We start from the raw sequence: 20,803 nt of genomic DNA on the forward strand, positions 1-20,803 counted from the left end.
TTAAAATATTTTCACTGTTTTCTGCAATTTGAACGCATTTTCGGTTATGATTTTCGATTCGTATCCATATGTGAAAAATTATCCCGTTTAAGGAGCAAGAAGTGAAAGTTGGTTTTGTTGGTTGGCGTGGTATGGTGGGTTCTGTCTTGATGCAACGCATGCAAGAAGAACAAGATTTCAAACACATTCCGGAAAGCGTGTTTTTCACGACATCGAATGTCGGCGGCACTGCTCCTGATTTCGGTCAAACGGAAAAAACTTTGCAAGATGCCAACGACATCGAAGCATTGGCAAAAATGGACATCATTGTCACATGCCAAGGCGGCGATTATACCAAAGCGGTATTTGAACCTTTGCGCACAACTGGCTGGGATGGTTATTGGATCGATGCGGCTTCTTCTTTGCGCATGAAAGACGACGCAATCATCATTTTAGACCCTGTTAACCGTGATGTGATTGACGCAGGCTTACAAAACGGCGTGAAAAACTACATCGGCGGCAATTGTACCGTCTCTTTGATGTTGATGGCTTTGGGTGGCTTGTTCCAAAACGATTTGGTTGAGTGGGCTTCTAGCATGACTTACCAAGCGGCTTCTGGCGCAGGTGCTAAAAACATGCGTGAATTGATTTCAGGTATGGGCGCCATTGAAAACGAAGTAGCGGCTGAATTGGCAGATCCAGCGAGCGCGATTTTGGAAATCGACCGCAAAGTATCTGAATTTTTGCGCTCAGACAACTATCCAAAAGACAACTTCGGTGTGCCTTTAGCAGGCAGCTTGATTCCTTGGATTGATGCGGACTTGGGCAATGGCCAATCCAAAGAAGAGTGGAAAGGCGGCGTTGAAACCAACAAAATTTTGGGCAACAGCGACAATCCAACCGTCATCGACGGTTTGTGCGTACGCGTGGGCGCAATGCGTTGTCACAGCCAAGCAATCACTTTGAAATTGAAAAAAGATTTGCCTATCGAAGAAATCGAAGCATTATTGGCTTCTGCCAACGATTGGGTGAAAGTCGTTCCTAACGAAAAACAAGCATCTATCGAAGAATTAACCCCTGCTAAAGTGACAGGCACTTTGTCTGTGCCAGTGGGTCGTATCCGCAAAATGGGTATGGGCGGCGAATACATTTCAGCATTCACCGTAGGCGACCAATTGTTGTGGGGTGCAGCAGAACCTTTGCGCCGCATGTTGCGCATTGTGTTGGGCAATTTAGACCAATAATTTGGTCAATTTTGAAAAGCCTGAATCTGTTTCAGGCTTTTTTTATACCCATGTTTACGCAAATTCACTTACAGGACGCTTGAAATATGGATAGTTTGCTTATATTTTTAAAGCCTGTAACAGCATATTTTTAATTAAAAGACAGGGCTCATACATGCGTTATCTTGGTTGGTTGTTTCCGGCCTTTTTGATATTAGAAGTGGTTTCCATCGTCATGGTCAGCCAATGGTTAGGTATTTGGACTTTGGTATTGATGGCTTTGCAATTTTTCACAGGCATCTTTTTAATGCGCAATTTAGGTTTTTCCAGCGTGTTGATGGCAGGTGAAACCTTGCGTAAAAATCCACAAGGCTTGTCCGTGTATCAATTGATGTGGCCGATTCGCTTTATCATTTCTGCCATTTTGCTCATTAGCCCGGGCTTTGTATCGACAGCCATTGCCGCAGGTCTGATGTTGCCATTAAAAGGTGGTCCCAAAACCAATATCGGCTCAGAACAAGCCCAACAAGCGTATCAACAATACCGCCAACGCCAAAACAACCATGCCGATGGTGATATTATCGATGGTGATTACAGCGAAGTGAAACCATCACCTTCACGCCCATCCAATGATGTGCCACGCATCGAACCTTAATCTAGTTAGATTCCAACAAGACTCACCCAATATACAGGACGCTTCAAGCGTCCTGTATACCATTGCAATATAGCAACCTTTCTTAAAACAGCCTAAAATACCGTTTTAATCCCATTTAACCCACGTTTGTTATCCGACAGCGCTGTGTTTGTAAGTTGTGAAGACCTAACCATGATTGCACTACGTCCACTGATTTTAACCATTGGCACCTGCCTCTTATTGCAAGGCTGCGTTACCTCCTTGGTCACCGCACCCGTAAAAGCGGTTTATACCGTTGGCAAATACACCGTTAAAGGAACTGCCGCTGTCGTTGGTGCCATGATTCCCGATGGCGATGACGATAAAGACCAAGACAAACATGCCAATGATTCAAAGCCACTTCCACAAGAGTAAGCCCAAGTATTGGCATGCTGCGCTTAAAAAAAAACAGGACGCTTCAAGCGTCCTGTCAATATATGATTAATCAATCTGGTTTGTTTTGATGTGTTCTCAATTGCTTGATAGCAAAATACATCATCCATGCATACATCGCCAATGGAAACACCTGCATCCCCATAAAATAAGTGTCAAACTCAGGTTTGGTTTGAATATCATAAATGCTCAAGCTCACGGTCGCACCGAAAAATACCAAGCCTGCAAACGCACAAAAACCCTGCACTTTTGGCATGCGTTGATTGCCTGTAATCAAAGTCAAAATACACAAACCGATACCGCTGATACACAGCAAAAACCACATGATGTAAACACCCATTTTTCATTTCCTTTTTTTAATGACCTGACGTTGCCTGCATGAGTTATTGTCAAATCTGGTGTATGGCATTCAGGCCGCTTTCTCTGTTGATTGCTCGTCTTCCTGCTTGCCATCTTTGAAGATGACGTTGTTGACCACCAAGGTCAATAAGTTGAATCCTTGAATCCGGCGCCAACGCTTTTGGGCCGTTTCCAATAATTTGTACACCATCGCCAAAGTGGTTTCTCTGGAACCGCAGTTTTTAGCCCGCTTACTACGCAATCGTACGGTAGCAAACGTGGATTCAATCGGGTTGGTGGTGCGGATGTGCGTCCAATGCACATTTGGAAAGTCATAGAATGCCAATAACTCTTCTTCATCCTTCACCAGTTTGTTAATGGCTTTGGGGTATTTGTCACCAAAGCGAGCCACTGTTTGTTTGAAGGCTTGTTCTGCACTTTCTTTGGTTTCGGCCATCCAAATTTCTTTCAAAGCCTCTCGCAATTTGCCTTGTACCGATTTGGGTACGGCTGCCAACACATTGGCCGTTTTGTGCACCCAACAGCGCTGATGTTTGGTGTCTGGATAAGACTTGGCCATGGCATTCCAAAAGCCCAACGCACCATCGCCGACCGCCAATTTTGGACTGGTTTCCAAACCCCTCAAACGCAAGCCTATCAACACTTCTGACCAACTGACTTCAGATTCCCGATAACCATCTTCAACCGCCACCAACTCTTTATGTCCTTGATCAGTCACACCAATGATGACCAGCAAACACAGTCTATCGTCCAATCGCACATTGCTGTAAATGCCATCGGCCCACCAATACACATAGCGTTTGCCCTTTAAATCCCGCTGGCTCCATTGCCGATGTTCGTCCGTCCAATGTTGCTTCAAACGACTGATGGTATTGGCTGACAAGCCTTTGGCCTGCTCTCCCAATACAGCCGCCAAAGCTTGTTGGTGGTCACCTGTGGAAATGCCTTTCAAATACAGCCATGGCAGCAATTCTTCGATGCTTTTGGTACGTTTCAAATAAGGCGGCAACAATTGACTGTTGAAACACACACCGTCACCACTGCGATCTCGTACCTTCGGCACTTTCACCTGTACATCACCAATGCCAGTCTGCACTGTTCGTTCCGGCAAATAACCATTTCTGACCAATGCTTGGCGACCATCGGGAAGTTTCTTGGGTGAGTGTTGCTCCAGCAAAATCTGCAATTCGGTTTCAACTGCTTTGGCAATCAACTCCCTGGCTCCCTGACGCAGCAAATCGGTCAATGGGTCATTGAATGTTTGCTGTGGTTGTACGAATGCATTTGGGTTAGAATCAGTCATGGCGTATTCCTTTTGTTGGTTGAAATCTTTGGTCGGAAATCAATCAACAGGATACGCCTTCTTCATTTGTTCGTCATACACCAGAAATGACTATAGCTCTGCCTGCATCGCAGCCACACACATCCAACACACAAACAATGCCGGATACATGATTAACACCATCGGCATTGCCATAAAATACACCCATTTTTGCGCTTGGCGCACATGGTAAAAATAGACCAAACGGTGTGCATAACAAAATAAAAATGCCACCCAAGCGGTTAAAGCATAGACAGCACTTTCATCTAAATCCAACAAATAGCACCACATGCCTACAACCGTTACAGGCACCGACACCAACAATAACAGCAACGGCCACATAGGTGGTTTTGTCATCTGCCAACACCTTGACACAAAGCTCGCATTTTACCTCACCCACATCAACGTATGGGCATGGCAATATGACCAGTTAACAATTGTTTGAGCATCCACAACCAATCTCGTTTGGTTAAAACAGGTCTTTGCGTGAACACATCATATTCAACCGCCATCAGTTTACGCACAATGCGCTCGCCACCCAACACAATCATGCTCAATTCCCAACGCAAGCGACTGGGTAATTTGCCAATCAAAGGTGAGCCGTCCTGTAACATTTGAAAAGCACGCTGACATTGTGCTGCCATCATATTTTGAAACGCAGGTGTGAGCTTGTGTTGCGCAATGTCAGACTCAGACACATGAAATTGCTGCAAACTCGTTTGCGGTAAATACACACGGTTTTTTTGCCAATCAATCGCCACATCTTGCCAAAAATTAATCAACTGCAAAGCGGTACAAATGGCATCGCTTTGCTGCAAAGACTGTTCATCATTGACACCATACAAACACAATAACAAACGCCCAATTGGATTGGCAGAACGACGCGAATAATCGACCAATTCGTCAAATTCTTGGTAACGCTTTTTCACCACATCTTGGCGAAAAGCATCCAGTAAATCTTCAAACAATGCTGTTGGCAATTGATGTGGCGCAATCGCTTCATCAAGCAAACGCTGCATCAATGCACTTACAGGCCGCTTGCCTTGTTCAATCAAAAGCAATTCATCGCTCAAAGCTTGCAAATTAGCCAAGCGCACTTCATCGCTGTCATCGCCCTCATCGGCATAATCATCCGCCACGCGAGAAAACGCATAAATGGCATGGATAGGACGGCGCAAATGTTTGGGTACCAATATCGAACCAACAGGAAAGTTTTCGTAATGATCTACTGCCATAGCCTGCTTTCTTGTTTTTTCAGCTGCTCGTATCTCATTAAAATTCTAATGGATATTTGCTTTTTCAATATGCATAAAGGCGTCCTGAAATGGTTTCAGGACGCCTTCAATCCTATTTTTTAATGCGAACGCAATTGGCTCAAAAATTGTTTGGCACGTTCGTGTTTTGGATTGGTGAAAAATTCTTCTGGTGTCGCCTCTTCGATGATTTCACCATGATCGACAAATACCACTCGATCAGCCACTTCTCGCGCAAAACCCATTTCATGCGTCACACACATCATGGTCATGCCACTCAAAGCCAAATCCTTCATCACTTTCAACACTTCGCCAATCATTTCAGGGTCTAGCGCCGAAGTTGGCTCATCGAACAACATCACTTTCGGTTGCATCGCCAAACCACGGGCAATGGCAACACGTTGTTGTTGACCACCTGACAATTGACTCGGGAAAGATTCGGCTTTGTGAGCCAAACCCACTTTTTCCAACAAACCCATAGCCAATTCACGCGCTTCGGTTTCTTTCATGCCACGCACTTTCATAGGCGATAACATGATGTTGTCAATGGCGCTTAAGTGTGGGTACAAATTGAAATGCTGAAATACAAAACCTACTTCTGCACGCAATTTATTCAAATCGGTTTTGTGATCGTTCACACACACACCATCGATGTAAATATTGCCTTCTTGAATGGTTTCCAATTGGTTCACTGTACGAATCAACGTCGATTTGCCTGAACCAGACGGACCACACACCACCACCACTTCACCTTTGGCAATTTCCAAATTCACACCATTAATTACGTGTAAATCCTTGCCAAACCATTTGTGGATATTTTCAAAACGGATCATTGCATCAGCCATGGTTCATCCTGTCTTCAAACGTTTGCTGCGTTTTTGCGCAACAAATAATTACTCAATTGAACATATTCTTCTGGAGCGACGTGTTCCGCACGCAAAGTTGGGTCTAATCCCACTGCGGCAAAATCTTCGTCGTTCATCCATTCTTTTAAATTGTTGCGCAAAGTCTTGCGGCGTTGTTGAAACGCTTGTTGCAACATGCGACTCAAATGATTGAAATCATCGGCAATGCCAATACGACCTTTATTGGGAATCATACGAATGACAGCTGAATCTACTTTTGGCGCAGGGTCAAAAGATTCAGGCGGCACATCAATGATTTTTTCCATCTCAAAATAGTATTGCAACACCACACTCAAGCGACCGTAATCATTGGTTCTGTGTTCGGCAACCATGCGCTCTACCACTTCTTTTTGCAACATGAAATGCATGTCTACCACTTCATCTGCCACTTCCACCAATTGGAACAACAATGGCGTGGAAATATTGTAAGGCAAGTTGCCCACAATTTTTTTCATGCCAGCAATGCTGCGAAAATCCAATTGCAACACGTCGCCTTCATGTATCACCAATTTATCGGCAAATGGCAAACGTTTCAAACGTTTGATGATGTCACGGTCAATTTCCACCACATGCAATTGTTTCAGTGGACGCGCTAAAGGCTCGGTAATCGCTGCCAAACCAGGACCGATTTCAATGACCACATCATCCGCTTGCGGACGCACTGCGTTGACAATATCGCTGATAATGCGCGTGTCTTGTAAAAAATTTTGCCCGAATCGTTTGCGGGCTTTGTGTTCTGCCATAACTTCCTTCTACCAACTTTGAGCTTGGCTCAAAGCCTTGTTTATGCAATCACTTGCAGTGTACCAAAAATCAACACACCATAACGTGCAAATTTGCCTATTGTCAGCATTAACGCGCTCAAAAATACATTCAAACGCAACCAACCTGCCGCAATAGCCAAACCATCACCAATAAATGGCACCCACGACATCAATAAAGCCCAATAGCCATATTTGTAAATCCACGTAATCATTTTGTCAGGCGCACGGTGTTTGTGTGGCAATAAGCGTCCCATATAATACGAAACCACCCCACCCATGCTGTTACCGATGGTAGCAATGAGCCAAGCCCAACCCCACCATTGCGGATGTTGGTGTATCATCGCCACCAACACCACGTCGGACGTCCCTGGCAAAATCGTTGCCGAGCTAAAAGCCGAAAACCACAAGCCTAACCATTGCCACCAAATTTCATTCATCATCCACGCTCACTTTGAGCAATCGTAATTTCCATGGTCGCAATGATATCCGCGCGATGGTCTCGCTCTGATTGGCTGTAACCACCAAAATCATCGCTGTTTTTGATGTGATTCCAATCCGTTGCCGCATAAACAGCTTGGCGATATTGTGTGGCATCTAAGGTTTCAGCCACAAATGCCTCCGCCAAAGCCACTTCTTTGTCCCACCAAGGGTATTTTTTGCTGTCACGCAAACTCTTCGCAAACTTCCATGCTTTGGCTCGCGGCGAAATAGATTCTGAAGCAAACCATGATTTCATGCTGATTCCTTTTACAGGACGCCTCTTTTATCAGGCATCTTTTGACATGGTATTATAACTGTATTGATGACGGACAACATACATGAAAACAATCTTCATTACTGGCTGCTCTAGCGGCATCGGCTATGCCACCGCCCACTTACTCAAACAACAAGGCTGGCGTGTGATTGCAAGTTGCCGCCAAGCGCAAGATGTACAACGCTTACAAAGCGAAGGCTTGGAATGTCTACAAGTAGATGTGCGCTGTTCTGAAGATTATCGTGCCGCCATCGCTTACATCCAACGAGAAGTGGGCACTTTGGACGCGTTTTTTGCCAATGCAGGCTTTGGGCAAAATGGTGCGGTCGACGATGTGTCTTTGGCTGCAATCAAAGCCCAATTCGATACCAATGTCTTTGGCACTTGGGATGGCATTTTGCACGTTTTGCCCTTGTTTCGCCAACAAGGTTTTGGACGAATTTTGGTTAATTCCAGTGTTTTGGGTTTTGCTGCCATGTCTTTGCGTGCGCCATACAACAGCAGTAAGTTTGCTTTAGAAGGCTTGTGTGACACTTTGCGTTTGGAATTACATGGCACTTCTATTCACGTCAGCTTATTGCAACCGGGTCCCATCAAAAGCCGTTTTCGTGACAATACCTTGCAACACTTTTTAGCCCATGTGAACCCAGATTCCCCTCATGCCAATTACACAGGTTTGCTCAAACGCTTGCGTGGCGAAGGCAAACCTCATCCTTTGGCATTGAGCAGCGAAGCTTGTGCTGCCGTATGCGCCCAAGCTTTAAATACCCCTCGCCCCAAAGCCCGTTACCGTGTGACGATGGTAACCCATAGCTTGGCCTATTTAAAACGAGCGCTACCGACCGTCCTTTTAGACCGCCTGTTAATTGGCGGCAATGACAAAGCCTAACCTTATCAAGATACAGAAAGATGTGATTTATGGATTTATTTTTAGCCTCAGGCAGCCCTCGCCGTTTGCAATTATTACAACAATTGGGTTTTCAAGCCCAAAAAATCAGCAGTGACATCGATGAAACGCCACATGACAATGAAGATGCCCAAGCTTATACCGAACGCATGGCATGGCAAAAATCAGAACAGGCTTTAGAATTATTCACTCAAGCACATGGGCAAGCCCCTGCCATCCCTGTTTTAACCGCAGACACCTCAGTGGCCGTTGATGGCCAAATTTTGGGCAAACCTAACGACCGTCAAGATGCTTACCAAATGCTCAAACAACTTTCAGGCCGCTCACATCAAGTCATCAGCGCAGTAGTCGTTTGGCATCAAGGTACACGCCACCGTACCACTCAAATCAGCGATGTGACGTTTAAAACTTTGTCAGATGCAGAAATTTATGCTTATCTTGCCAGCGGAGAAGCCGACGACAAAGCGGGTGCTTATGGCATACAAGGCTTGGCAGCGGTGTTTATCAGCCATTTAGATGGCAGTTTTAGTGGCGTGATGGGCTTGCCTTTGTTTGAAACCACACAATTATTACAGTTGTGCCATTTGAATTGCCTCGACATCTAAATCAAGACAATTGACACCATGATGGCGAACACGGTAAAATACTTGCCATCGTGGTAACTCACACGATATTTACAGTATTTTATTTGAATATTTCAGGACGCTTGATAAGAACACTAAAATAGCGTTTTTATCATGCCAAATGCACTTGTAAAATATCGATCATGTCCCCATCAAATAAAGTATGGCAATCCATCTTAATGGCTATCGAGCGGTTAATTTGTTGTTACACGCCTGATAAAAGCTTGTGATAAGATGAAGCGCAGCCAAGTAGTGTCGTTTGTTAAGTATGTTGCACTTATCGCATACTCAACAAACCACATTGAAAATCAAAGGACGACCATGTTGCAAAATGCTATTGCCTTGGCTAAGGATGTGCCACGCCCACCTGAAACGGTTCTCGTTAACGTCACTCCCCAAGAAACCCGTGTTGCTATTTTAGAAAATTCAACTGTTTGTGAATTGCATATTGAGCGCAACTCCGATCTTGGTTTGGTTGGTAATATTTATTTAGGCGTGGTCAAGCGTGTTTTACCAGGCATGCAAAGTGCTTTTATCGACATTGGTTTAGACCGTGCTGCCTTTTTACATATTGTTGATATCTTAGAACAACGCCAACAACCCACTGAAACCCAACGCATCGAGCACATGTTATTTGAGGGTCAAAGTGTCATGGTGCAAGTCATCAAAGACCCAATTAACAGCAAAGGCGCTCGCCTTTCTACCCAAATTTCATTGGCAGGTCGCTTTTTGGTTCATTTACCACAAGATGAACACATTGGTATTTCACAGCGAATTGAAGATGAAGAAGAACGAGCTTTATTGCGCAAGCGCTTGGAAGACTTGTTGCCAGAAGACTCTTGCCACGGTTATATCATTCGCACCAGTGCCGAAACCGCTACCGATGCAGAGTTACAGGCCGACATCGATTATTTAACTCGCTTATGGGACAACATTCGCAAGCGCAGTAAAACCGTGAAGCCCGAAACCTTGTTATACCAAGATTTGCCTTTAAGTCGCCGTGTTTTGCGTGACATGTTCAGCGACAACACCCAACGCATCTTGATTGACTCCACTGAAAACTACGAGTCCATGCTCGAGTTTGCACAAATGTATGTGCACAATGCCGTCAATAAAATTGAAAAATTCGATGGTGCGCGCCCCTTGTTTGAAACTTATGGTGTCGAAGACGAAATTGGCAAGGCTTTGCAACCGCGCGTGAATTTGAAGTTTGGTGGTTATTTAATCATAGACCCAACCGAAGCCATGACAACCATAGATGTCAATACTGGCGGCTTTGTGGGTACGCGCAATTTTGACGAAACCATTTACAAAACCAATTTAGAAGCTTGTCATGCCATTGCGCGCGAATTGCGTTTACGCAATATTGGCGGCATTGTCATCATCGATTTCATCGACATGGAACAAGCCCAACACCGCGAATCGGTTTTAAATGAATTGACCCGTGTTCTAAGTCTAGACCGCACCCGCGTCACCTTAAACGGCTTTACCAGCTTGGGTTTGATTGAATTAACGCGCAAACGCACACGCGAAAGCCTCAGCCATTTATTAAGCGAGCCTTGTTCTTGTTGCAAAGGACGTGGCACTGTCAAAACAGCACAAACAGTTTGTTACGAAATCCAACGTGAAATTGTCGGTGAAGCACGCCGCTACAAAGCCAACAGCTACAAGATTTTAGCTGCCCAATCGGTAATAGATTTGTTTTTAGACGAAGAGGCGCAATCTTTAGCCATGTTGATTGATTTCATTGGCTCGCCTATCACCTTGGCAGTTGAAACCTCATACACACAAGAACAATTTGACATCATTTTGATGTAGTCCAATTGGAGAACAAATCTTGACGGCAGCACACACACCAGAGCAAGTTTGGCAAACCATTTTAGCCGAAACAGTTGAAGCAGTTGAAAATGAACCTTTATTAGCCAGTTTTTTACATCTTAGCGTTTTACGCCACAGCTCTTTTGATCGTGTTTTGGCGTTTCACCTGTCTAGTAAATTGGCCAGTGCAGTGATGGATGCGCGCACATTGTATGAAATGTACCACCAAGCTCTGAAAACCGATACCACCATTCATGATGCTGCCATTGCAGACATCATTGCTTACTATGAGCGCGATCCTGCTTGTGATGCGTACTCTTTACCTTTGTTATATTTCAAAGGTTATCATGCAATTCAAGCACATCGAATTAATCACCATCTGTGGCTACAAGGTAGAAAGACATTGGCATACTTCTTGCAGAATCGCTCTTCAGAAGTATTTGGTGTAGACATTCATCCTGCTGCTACATTTGGTAAAGGTATTATGATTGATCATGGTACTGGTATTGTGATTGGTGAAACAGCGGTTTTAGGTGATGACATCTCTATGTTACATGGTGTGACTTTAGGTGGTTCAGGCAAAGAGTCTGGTGACCGTCACCCTAAAATTGGCAACGGCGTCATGATAGGTGCTAATGCCTCAGTTTTGGGCAATATTAGAATCCATGAATGTGCCAAAATTGGTGCTGGCAGTGTGGTTGTTAACGATGTTCCTGCTCGGACTACAGTGGTAGGCGTACCTGCCAAAGAGGTGGGGAAATTAGGTTCTATTCCTTCTCAAGAGATGGATCAAACCTTATCATAGAGGTCATGATATACAAATAAAAAAAGCCCTCAATCTGCGGAACCAATTGCAATAATAAAGTCAACTTTGATACCAATCTAGATTATCTCAATAATCTGTATTAGATTGATTGAAAGATGATTTTAGTATGATACTATGAGAATGTACGGTTTTGAGGCTTATTGATTTCAGGCCATTACCAATGACTATTTATGGAATTAAAAACCGTCAATATCAACGACATTTTCATTGCATCACCTTTGTAGCAGACCTTTTAATTTATTTATGCAACGAAAAGGATTTACCATGAATTTTGATAAAACAATCACTGAATTATTGAATGTAGACGGTGCTCTTGCGGCTGCAGTTGTAGATTATTCAAGTGGCATGTTGCTTGCAGGTGGCGGCACAGCTTCTATCGATTTGGAGATTGCAGCAGCTGGCAATACTGAGGTGATGCGCGCAAAAATGAAAACCATGGGCATGCTAGGCTTAAATGATGTCATTGATGACATCTTGATTACACTGGGCGAGCAATACCATTTGTTGCGTCCTTTGCAAAAACATGATGGTTTGTTTTTGTACCAAGTATTGGACAAGGGAAAATCCAACTTAGCCTTGGCGCGCCGTGCCTTACGCGATGCAGAAAAACACTTAGCTTAATTGGTGTTTTCTAGATTGTCTTCGTTTCTACACTCGCCTCGGTAATATATTATTGCCGAGGCTATCTTGCTTGAGCGAGAACAAATGTCCGCTAAAAATTTAAATATAAAACTGAATTTGGTTGGTTTCAACTCAGATTTAACCGATAAGTTTACCAAACAAATTGATGCTATTAACCGCATGAATACAGCTCAAAACCATCTCCAATACCGTTGGGAGATTGGTCAAAACGCATACCAATGTCAGGTACATTTTGTCATTGATTCAACATTACCACATTACCTCCACCAGTCTAAAGCCCCTATCTTAAGCAATCAAGACCTTGTGGCGGATAATTTCATTCCTTGCCCTCACCCTATCACCACTTTTGATTTGATTGATGTTTTAAAAAATATTGAACAAGTCTTTTTTACAGAACCGCCTGCTCAACATTCTAACGTCTCAAGCGACAAACCCAATATCACTTTTTGGCGTGATGGTGCGATGATTGTCCCTGCTAACACAAAAGAAACTCTTACACCCCCAAATCAGACCAATAACAATAAAAAAACTGATCCCACTCAAACCGAGGAAGACAAGCCGGTTTTTTATACTTATGGCTCATTTCGAAAAAACCAAACCACACCACAGCCCAATGCGACTGAAACAGCTCAAGAAGCCACTTCAACCAAACAAAACACCCAAATCCCATCCAATGGTACAGACAGTTTATCTGCGTCTTCTAAAGTATCTTCAGAAACCAAGACACATGAAAACTCAAAAGAAAAATTCATTTTATATGGTAGTTTAAAAAATAATACCAATCAAAAAAAAACAACTGACCTAGCTTCCTCTCAAGAAAATACGCCAGCTGAAGACACAAATCATAAAAATTCAGACAATGTCGCTCACCCTCAGATTGACATAAACTCAAGCACCAACCCATCTGTATCTACCGAACAGACTGTTGTAATCCCTACGATTGAAACCCAAGTCCAAGATGTCTGGGAAAGCCTGTCTCAACAAAACAGCGGTATGATTTGTCTTAAAAAATTGGGTGTTTATGTAGATTATGATAATCAAATGATTGCAGCTTCTGTCAATCATGCAAACGAGTTGGCTAACATCTTGCTTCAGGTTAATACTGAGCCAGCAGAAACAACAAATAATATTCCAAATACATTAAAACATTTTTCATTACCAGCAGTCTTATGGTCATATGGCTTGCACACACCAAAATGTGATGAAAAAAGTCAAAACTTGGATTTGGAAAACCAAGAATGGAAACTCAAGGGTTTCCCAAGATTTGGTCAATGGGAAACACATCCCACTTGGTTATTTTTAGCGACTTTATTTGCTCAAAACTATCACAGTATTTATGCTGCACAAACCAAAGGAAAAGCATCTCACCAACAAATCAAACATTTTATTTATGCTGCACATTTAGCAGGCTTAACTTGGCAAACCCAAGCACTACCTCAAAGCACAAAACAACAACAACAACAAAATTCATTACAAAAAAATGCGTCTGAAAAATCATCATGGATTACCAGACTGCGCGAAAAGCTACATACTAATGAACATTTTGAATCATCTTTAGATTAATTTATCGATATATATTTTATACAGAAAGTTCGCCATGTCAGTCAGCAACGAACCCAATCTCACAGGCCCTTTACTTAAAATTTTATTTATCGGTCCAATGGGTGCAGGCAAAACCACTGCCATTCATTGCATCAGCGACACCAACCCTATTGGCACAGAGGCCAGCAACTCAGACTCGGAACAATCCAACAAATCCACGACCACAGTGGCAATGGATTACGGCAGTATTGAATTAGGCCCTGATGAAGTGGTTCATTTATATGGCATTCCAGGGCAAGATCGTTTCAAATTCATGTGGCCTATTCTTGCCAAAGGCTCTATGGGTTGTATCTTGCTCATTGATGATACACGCGAAAATCCTATTGAAGACTTAAAACTTTATTTACATGAGTTTCGTGATTTAATCAGCAAACAAGCTTTTGTCGTTGGCATAGGTAAAACCAAAAAAGACAGCCATGCTTTGGACAAATATACCCAATATTTTGCCGAACGCGACATGTACGCACCCATTATGGAAGTCGATGTGCGTGAAAAAGCAGATGTTTTAATGTTATTAGAAGTGATACTAGCGAATTCAGAAATCAAGGGGGAATAAAATCCATGGATAACAGCGAAGCTGTCCGCAAACATCAATATATTATGGCACGCCAAGACATGTTTACCCGCCATGTGCAGGCTTTAAAGAAAAATTTCAGTGATATTGAATTTATCGTAATTGCCAGTGACGATGGTTTTCCCATTACCCATACATTGGCAGATGACCGTGATGCAGCACGCAAAGCGGCCATGTGCGCTTCTTTAGGTGGATTAAGCGACTCTGTCAGTGCAGAATCAGGATTCAATCATACTATGGCCACAACCATCGAATGTGAAAACGGTTTAATTTTTAGCCGTCGTGTGGCATTGGATACCGACAAATCCATCGAAATATTGGTTGCCTGTTCACGCACAGCCAATTATGCCACAGCATTGTGGACCATCAAAAAGACCATCAATGACATCATCGAAGACTTCAACAAACGCTGATTTTCATCCCACAATTAACGCACATTCAATAAAAGCGTCCTGTAAATATTTACAGGACGCTTTTCATTCAAGCATGTAATCAGTCTTGCAATACTGCTACAAATGCATTGGCAACGTAATCAATGTTTTTGGTGTTCAAACCAGCCACACACATACGGCCATTGCTCACCAAGTAAATACCGAATTCAGAAGCCAAACGAGCCACTTGTTCTGGGCTCAAGCCTGAGAAGCTGAACATACCACGTTGAGCCGTGATGTAAGAGAAATCACGACCAGGTACTTTGGCAGACAATACTTCAAACAAACGTTGACGCATTTCTTTGATGCGCACGCGCATTTGAGCCACTTCTTCAGTCCACAATGCAAACAATTCGTCGCTGTTCAAAACGTCTGAAGCGATGGTTGCAGGATGGCAAGGTGGGTTAGAATACAAACGACGCACGATGAATTGCAATTGACTGAACACCAAACGTTTTTCTTCAGCTGTTGCACACACCACAGACAAAGCACCCAAACGCTCGCCGTAGAACGACAAGTTTTTAGAGAATGAGCTGCTGACAAAATAGCTCAAACCCAAAGCTTCTGCTTTGCGAATGGCGTAAACGTCGGTTTCAAAATCATCGCCAAAGCCTTGGTAAGCGATGTCCATGAATGCCAACAATTCACGTTCTTTCACCACATCCAACAACGCATCCCACTGAGCAGGTGTCAAATCCACGCCAGTTGGGTTGTGGCAGCAAGGGTGTAACAATACCACATCGTGTTTGTTATAGCCTTTGAACGCCTCTAACAAAGCATCAAATTTCACGCCACCAGTAGCTGCATCGTAGTAAGGGTATTCGCCCACTTCCAAACCAGCTGCTTCAAAAATGCTGATATGGTTGCCCCAAGTTGGTTTGCTCACATACACTTTGCTTTGTGCAAAATATTGTTTCACAAACTCAGCACCCACACGCAATGCACCAGAACCGCCGATAGATTGGATGGTTGCAATGCGACCTTCGGTCACAGCTGCACTGTCAGCACCAAACAACAAGCGTTGTACCGCATTGTTGTAAGAGGCCAAACCGCTCATAGGCAAATATGGACGAGCTTGAGGCGCTTTGGCACGCTCAGCTTCGGCTTTCAATACCGAGTCGAGCAAAGGCAAATTGCCATCTTCATCGTAATACACACCCACGCCCAAATTTACTTTTTCAGCGCGTGTGTCTTTGTTATACAAGTCATTCAAACCCAAAATAGGGTCGCCTGGATAATAATCAACATGATTAAACATGAGGTTTTTGTCCTAAAGTTGCAGATTAAAACAGTCCAAGTTGTCGTTTATATGGCAACCTGCACCCATCAAAAACAAGACCCATACTTTAACACGTTTACAAACTTGTGTTGAGCTTGGTCTAATTTTTATTTTATTTCAATAAACACCAACGGTATCACACAAAAAAAGCGTCCTGTAAGTTTACAGGACGCTTTTCAAAACAACATCAATCCACACGCTTCAATACCAAAGTACCATTGGTACCACCGAAGCCAAATGAGTTGGAAATGGCGGCACGAACTTCCATTTTGCGTGCACCATCTTTGTTGTAATCCAAGTCACAACCAGCTTCAATGTCTTGGTTATCAATGTTAATGGTCGGTGGTGCAATTTGGTGTTTCAACACCAAAGCAGTAATCACCGCTTCCAAACCACCAGCACCACCTAATAAGTGACCTGTCATGGATTTGGTAGAGTTGACCACCATTTTGTAAGCATGCTCACCAAACGCAGATTTCAATGCATTGGTTTCATTGGCATCACCCAAAGGTGTAGATGTACCATGTGCATTGACATAATCAATGTCACTAGGCTCTAAACCAGCATCTTTCAATGCACGATTGATGGCCAAAGCAGGACCATCAATCGTTGGTGCAGTAATGTGATGCGCATCTGAGCTCATGCCAAAACCCACCAACTCAGCATAAATATTGGCACCACGAGCCATGGCTGAATCATAAGATTCCAACACCATCACACCAGCGCCTTCACCCATTACAAAACCATCACGGTCTTTGTCCCAAGGACGAGATGCTTTGGTTGGATCATCGTTGCGAGTAGACAAAGCCTTCATCGCTGCAAAGCCACCCATACCCAAAGTCGAAATGGCACCTTCAGCACCACCCGCAACCATGATGTCTGCATCGCCATAAGCAATCATACGCGCCGCATCACCAATACAATGTGCACCTGTCGTACAAGCAGACACAATGCCGTAACTCGGACCTTGATAACCTTTTAAAATGGTCACATGGCCTGCAATCAAATTAATCAATGAACCTGGAATAAAGAAAGGATTGATTTTGCGTGTACCGCCAGCAATCACATCAGCACCCGTGTTCTCAATCAATGGCAAACCACCAATACCAGCACCAATATTCACACCCACGCGGGTTTTGTCCAAGCCTTCAATATGATCCAAGCCTGCATCTTCAATCGCTTGCAATGCCGCAGCAATACCATAATGAATGAACACATCCATACGACGTGCTTCTTTGGCTGGAATGTATTGGGTGATGTCAAAATCTTTGACTTCACCAGCAATCTGACAATTCAAGGTCGATGCATCAAAACGAGTCACAGGGCCAATACCGCTGACACCAGCGAGCAAATTTTCCCAGTTTTCGGCCACACTATTACCCAATGGTGATACAACACCCAAACCGGTAATGACGATCCTTTTTTTATTCATGCGTTTGAAATCCATAGTAAAAACCTCTGCACAGCAAACCGATGTGCTCTGCAGAGGCTAAAATATTGAGGCTAAGAAAAATTACTCAGCAGCTGTCAAGAAGTCGATAGCTTGTTGTACAGTAGTGATGTTTTCTGCTTCTTCATCAGGAATTTCAGTATCGAAAGCTTCTTCCAAAGCCATAACCAATTCAACGATGTCCAAAGAGTCAGCGCCCAAGTCTTCTTGGAATGAAGATTCGTTTTTCACTTCAGCTTCATTCACACCCAATTGTTCAGCAACAATTTTCTTTACGCGCTGTTCGATATTTTCCATGTTACTTCCTTTACCTTGATCTTAAATAAGGGTTTATTTCAGATAGAATTAATTGTTAATAATGGTCGACTACCAAAATCCAGCGCTCATTCTACTGAATTTAAATAGAGCTTTCCATCCATAAGCATGCATATTGTAAGCATATTCCACATATTTTGACTAGCTTCATGTGTGAACTGCGAGGATAAGCTGCCATTTTCGCCAATAGCCAATATTAACACAAGCCTAAATCCTGACTCAACACACAAGAACCATCCAATTTCATTTAAAGCATTGTGACACAAACACCCACTTTTAATCGTCAATGGTATGATTCTAACCATCACTCTAAATATTTGCTTTTTAAAATAGCAGTAAAGGTTATCCGATGAAAATTACCGTTTTAGGCGCAGGCGCATGGGGCACTGCCCTTGCCATCCATTTTGCCAAACAAAACCACCAAGTGTGTTTGTGGGCACGCAATGCCGATCACGTCACGCAAATGCAACACCTGCGTGAAAACCAACGTTATTTAAAAGGCTACCACTTTCCTGAAAACTTAACTTTACACAATCATTTACAGGACGCTCTTCATCAAACCGAATTGGTCTTGATTGTGACACCTGTTTCAGGTTTGCGCCCTATTTTAGAAACCATCCAACCTCTCATCGACCACAACATGCCCATCATGACCGCATGTAAAGGTTTTGAAGTCTCGACAGGTCAATTGCCACACCAAATAGTGGCGAATATTTTGCCCGAACAAAAACATGTGGCTTTGTTATCAGGTCCTAGCTTTGCGCAAGAATTGGCGCAACAACTGCCTTGTGCCGTCACTTTGGCATCTGAAAACCAAGCTTGGATTGAACAAATGTGCCGCAATTTGAACAGTTCCGTATTGCGCTTATACGCCTCTAGCGATGTCATCGGTGTGGCAGTAGGTGGTGCGTTGAAAAACGTGATGGCAATTGCCACAGGTTTGTGTGATGGTTTGCATTATGGCTTGAACGCACGGGCGGCATTGATGACACGCGGCTTGGCTGAAATCAGCCGTTTGGCGCAACATTTGGGCGCACAAGAAGCCACTTTAATGGGTCTTTCGGGTTTGGGTGATTTGATTTTAACTTGTACAGGCGGCTTATCTCGCAATCGCCAAGTCGGCCTGAAACTGGCCGAAGACAAAAATCTAGACACCATTTTAGAAGAGTTAGGACATGTGGCTGAGGGCGTATATACCATTTCTGAAGCCTATCGCCTGTCACAATTACACCATATCAGTATGCCCATTACTGAAACCTTGTTTCAATTGCTCAATGGTCAATTGAACAGCGCTCAAGTGGCATATGCTTTAATGATGCGCAGCCCCACACTGGAACACAAATCCTAAATACTCACATCTTATTTGATTTTTTTATCCCCCTAAGCAAACCACAAATTCCAAGCCAACAGTTTCAAAATAAAGTGGTTTGCTTTACCATTCAGGTCGCTTTAAATTTCAAAACAGGTCAGTCAAAAGGAAAATAATATGAATAAATTAAACATGAAAACCACCAGTATGAGCTTGATGGTGGCTTTGGCGCTGGCAGCTTGCGGCGGTCAAAACAGTGGTAGCGACGCTGCCAAAACAACTTCGTCAGCCCCTGCTGCCAATGGCAACAATGAAATCGTAATTGGCTTTGCCGCACCTTTAACAGGTCCACAATCACATTACGGTGAAGAATACAAAAACGGCGTGCAATTGGCCATTGACGAAGCCAACGAGCAAAAATTAACCATCAATGGCGCACCCGCCACGTTCAAATTGATGGCTGAAGACGATGCTGCGGACCCAAAACAAGCCACACAAGTGGCTGAGCGTTTCGTGGATGCCAAAGTGGCGGGGGTGATTGGTCACTTTAACTCAGGCACCGCCATTCCAGCATCTGAAGTTTACGAAGACAACCAAATTCCAAATATTGCGATGGCAACCAGCCCAACCTTATCTGGTCGTGGCTTGCAATACGTGTTCCGCTCTATGACTTCAGACAGCCAACAAGGCACTGTTTTGGGCAAATATGCGGTTGAAAAACTGGGTTACAAAAACATCGCCATCATTGACGACCGCACCGCTTACGGTCAAGGCTTGGCAGACGAATTTGAAAAATCAGCCAAAGCCGCAGGCGCCAACATTTTGCCGCGCCAATTTACCAATGACAAAGCCACTGATTTCCAATCTATTTTGACAGGCTACAAAACCCAACAACCTGACGTGATTTTCTACGGTGGTGCAGACACGCAATCAGCGCCGATGATCAAACAAATCCGCCGTTTGGGCATTACTGTGCCATTTATGTCGGGTGAAATGACCAAAACACCGACATTCTTAGAAATTGCAGCAGCTGATGGCGAAGGTGTGTTCACTTCTTTGGCAGGTTTCCCATTAGACAAAATGCCTAAAGGTGCTGAATACGAAACCAAATACAAAGCCAAATATGGCAAAGACGTCGCCACTTATTCTCCATATGGTTATGACGCAACTTGGGCGATGATTACCGCCATGAAAGACGCCAACTCATCGAAAGCGGCAGACTATTTAAGCAAATTGAAAGCCGTGAGTTTGAATGGTGTGACCAGTGGAACATTCTCATACGACGACAAAGGCGATTTAAAAGACATTGCCATCACCGTTTATAAAGTAGAACAAGGAAAATGGGTGCCTGTGGACAGCATCTCTAGCGGTAATTAATGCAATATTAATATAGTCATGCTTT

Annotated in this window: 24 protein-coding genes; 13 read left to right on the plus strand and 11 right to left on the minus strand. The window is 43.6% G+C overall.

Features of this window, described 5'->3' with window-relative positions:
- Window positions 1-101 precede the first annotated feature (101 nt).
- The 3 genes from asd (at window position 102) to ADP71_RS08225 (ending at window position 2,250) form a co-directional block, all read left to right on the plus strand.
- Window positions 102-1,223, plus strand: coding sequence for an aspartate-semialdehyde dehydrogenase (gene asd, locus ADP71_RS08215; RefSeq protein WP_171461061.1), 1,122 nt, complete (start codon window positions 102-104; stop codon window positions 1,221-1,223).
- 154 nt (window positions 1,224-1,377) lie between these two features.
- On the plus strand, window positions 1,378-1,857 hold the full coding sequence (locus ADP71_RS08220; protein WP_019958087.1) for an FxsA family protein: 480 nt from the start codon (window positions 1,378-1,380) through the stop codon (window positions 1,855-1,857).
- Between the two features lie 171 nt (window positions 1,858-2,028).
- The gene (locus tag ADP71_RS08225) at window positions 2,029-2,250 is read left to right on the plus strand and encodes an NF038104 family lipoprotein (RefSeq protein ID WP_019958088.1); all 222 of its coding nucleotides are present in this window, start codon (window positions 2,029-2,031) and stop codon (window positions 2,248-2,250) included.
- Window positions 2,251-2,320: 70 nt separating this feature from the next.
- On the opposite strand, the gene ADP71_RS08230 is transcribed toward ADP71_RS08225, so the two are convergent.
- The 8 genes from ADP71_RS08230 to ADP71_RS08265 all read right to left on the minus strand — a co-directional run bounded on the left by ADP71_RS08230 (window position 2,321) and on the right by ADP71_RS08265 (window position 7,607).
- On the minus strand, window positions 2,321-2,608 hold the full coding sequence (locus ADP71_RS08230) for a hypothetical protein (protein ID WP_019958089.1): 288 nt from the start codon (window positions 2,606-2,608) through the stop codon (window positions 2,321-2,323).
- A gap of 69 nt (window positions 2,609-2,677) precedes the next feature.
- On the minus strand, window positions 2,678-3,931 hold the full coding sequence (locus ADP71_RS08235; protein WP_104931213.1) for an IS256 family transposase: 1,254 nt from the start codon (window positions 3,929-3,931) through the stop codon (window positions 2,678-2,680).
- 90 nt (window positions 3,932-4,021) lie between these two features.
- Window positions 4,022-4,306 carry a hypothetical protein gene (locus ADP71_RS08240; RefSeq protein WP_158667204.1) on the minus strand — a complete coding sequence of 95 codons (285 nt, stop codon included), beginning with the start codon at window positions 4,304-4,306 and terminating at the stop codon, window positions 4,022-4,024.
- Window positions 4,307-4,350: 44 nt separating this feature from the next.
- The gene (gene hpnC, locus ADP71_RS08245) at window positions 4,351-5,184 is read right to left on the minus strand and encodes a squalene synthase HpnC (protein ID WP_019958091.1); all 834 of its coding nucleotides are present in this window, start codon (window positions 5,182-5,184) and stop codon (window positions 4,351-4,353) included.
- Between the two features lie 119 nt (window positions 5,185-5,303).
- Window positions 5,304-6,035, minus strand: a complete 732-nt coding sequence (locus ADP71_RS08250; RefSeq protein ID WP_104932396.1) for an amino acid ABC transporter ATP-binding protein — start codon at window positions 6,033-6,035, stop codon at window positions 5,304-5,306.
- Between the two features lie 26 nt (window positions 6,036-6,061).
- Window positions 6,062-6,850, minus strand: a complete 789-nt coding sequence (gene rsmA, locus ADP71_RS08255) for a 16S rRNA (adenine(1518)-N(6)/adenine(1519)-N(6))-dimethyltransferase RsmA (RefSeq protein WP_019958093.1) — start codon at window positions 6,848-6,850, stop codon at window positions 6,062-6,064.
- Window positions 6,851-6,891: 41 nt separating this feature from the next.
- Window positions 6,892-7,311 carry a YqaA family protein gene (locus ADP71_RS08260; RefSeq protein ID WP_019958094.1) on the minus strand — a complete coding sequence of 140 codons (420 nt, stop codon included), beginning with the start codon at window positions 7,309-7,311 and terminating at the stop codon, window positions 6,892-6,894.
- Window positions 7,308-7,607 carry a hypothetical protein gene (locus ADP71_RS08265; RefSeq protein ID WP_019958095.1) on the minus strand — a complete coding sequence of 100 codons (300 nt, stop codon included), beginning with the start codon at window positions 7,605-7,607 and terminating at the stop codon, window positions 7,308-7,310. Before ADP71_RS08265 ends, ADP71_RS08260 begins: the two co-directional genes overlap by 4 nt.
- 82 nt (window positions 7,608-7,689) lie before the next feature.
- Between ADP71_RS08265 and ADP71_RS08270 the strand changes: the two genes are divergently transcribed.
- The 8 genes from ADP71_RS08270 (at window position 7,690) to ADP71_RS08305 (ending at window position 15,030) form a co-directional block, all read left to right on the plus strand.
- Window positions 7,690-8,514 carry an SDR family NAD(P)-dependent oxidoreductase gene (locus ADP71_RS08270; protein WP_019958096.1) on the plus strand — a complete coding sequence of 275 codons (825 nt, stop codon included), beginning with the start codon at window positions 7,690-7,692 and terminating at the stop codon, window positions 8,512-8,514.
- Window positions 8,515-8,543: 29 nt separating this feature from the next.
- A complete protein-coding gene (locus ADP71_RS08275) occupies window positions 8,544-9,137 on the plus strand; it encodes a Maf family protein (protein WP_019958097.1) in 594 nt (197 codons plus the stop codon).
- A gap of 339 nt (window positions 9,138-9,476) precedes the next feature.
- Window positions 9,477-10,973, plus strand: a complete 1,497-nt coding sequence (gene rng, locus ADP71_RS08280) for a ribonuclease G (RefSeq protein WP_019958098.1) — start codon at window positions 9,477-9,479, stop codon at window positions 10,971-10,973.
- A gap of 19 nt (window positions 10,974-10,992) precedes the next feature.
- Window positions 10,993-11,778, plus strand: a complete 786-nt coding sequence (gene cysE / locus ADP71_RS08285; RefSeq protein WP_019958099.1) for a serine O-acetyltransferase — start codon at window positions 10,993-10,995, stop codon at window positions 11,776-11,778.
- A gap of 285 nt (window positions 11,779-12,063) precedes the next feature.
- Window positions 12,064-12,420, plus strand: a complete 357-nt coding sequence (locus ADP71_RS08290; protein WP_019958100.1) for a hypothetical protein — start codon at window positions 12,064-12,066, stop codon at window positions 12,418-12,420.
- An 84-nt stretch (window positions 12,421-12,504) separates the two neighbouring features.
- Window positions 12,505-14,004 (plus strand): hypothetical protein, encoded by a 1,500-nt coding sequence (locus tag ADP71_RS08295; protein WP_171461062.1) that lies wholly within the window; start codon window positions 12,505-12,507, stop codon window positions 14,002-14,004.
- 34 nt (window positions 14,005-14,038) lie between these two features.
- Entirely contained in the window at window positions 14,039-14,599 is a 561-nt protein-coding gene (locus ADP71_RS08300; protein ID WP_019958102.1) for a GTP-binding protein, read from the plus strand.
- A 5-nt stretch (window positions 14,600-14,604) separates the two neighbouring features.
- Entirely contained in the window at window positions 14,605-15,030 is a 426-nt protein-coding gene (locus ADP71_RS08305; protein ID WP_171461063.1) for a roadblock/LC7 domain-containing protein, read from the plus strand.
- Window positions 15,031-15,109: 79 nt separating this feature from the next.
- On the opposite strand, the gene ADP71_RS08310 is transcribed toward ADP71_RS08305, so the two are convergent.
- The 3 genes from ADP71_RS08310 to acpP form a co-directional block, all read right to left on the minus strand.
- The gene (locus ADP71_RS08310) at window positions 15,110-16,306 is read right to left on the minus strand and encodes an amino acid aminotransferase (RefSeq protein ID WP_104931967.1); all 1,197 of its coding nucleotides are present in this window, start codon (window positions 16,304-16,306) and stop codon (window positions 15,110-15,112) included.
- A 208-nt stretch (window positions 16,307-16,514) separates the two neighbouring features.
- On the minus strand, window positions 16,515-17,759 hold the full coding sequence (gene fabF, locus ADP71_RS08315; RefSeq protein WP_171461064.1) for a beta-ketoacyl-ACP synthase II: 1,245 nt from the start codon (window positions 17,757-17,759) through the stop codon (window positions 16,515-16,517).
- A gap of 81 nt (window positions 17,760-17,840) precedes the next feature.
- The gene (gene acpP, locus ADP71_RS08320; protein WP_019958106.1) at window positions 17,841-18,074 is read right to left on the minus strand and encodes an acyl carrier protein; all 234 of its coding nucleotides are present in this window, start codon (window positions 18,072-18,074) and stop codon (window positions 17,841-17,843) included.
- Window positions 18,075-18,441: 367 nt separating this feature from the next.
- Here acpP and ADP71_RS08325 point away from each other — a divergent pair, with 367 nt between their 5' ends.
- Both ADP71_RS08325 and ADP71_RS08330 read left to right on the plus strand, forming a co-directional pair.
- Window positions 18,442-19,440: an NAD(P)H-dependent glycerol-3-phosphate dehydrogenase gene (locus ADP71_RS08325; RefSeq protein ID WP_171461065.1), complete on the plus strand. Its 999-nt coding sequence runs from the start codon at window positions 18,442-18,444 to the stop codon at window positions 19,438-19,440.
- Between the two features lie 138 nt (window positions 19,441-19,578).
- The gene (locus ADP71_RS08330) at window positions 19,579-20,778 is read left to right on the plus strand and encodes a branched-chain amino acid ABC transporter substrate-binding protein (protein WP_104931971.1); all 1,200 of its coding nucleotides are present in this window, start codon (window positions 19,579-19,581) and stop codon (window positions 20,776-20,778) included.
- Window positions 20,779-20,803 lie beyond the last annotated feature (25 nt).

Origin of the sequence: Vitreoscilla sp. C1 (assembly GCF_002951955.2) — a bacterium.
Lineage (GTDB): Bacteria > Pseudomonadota > Gammaproteobacteria > Burkholderiales > Neisseriaceae > Vitreoscilla > Vitreoscilla stercoraria.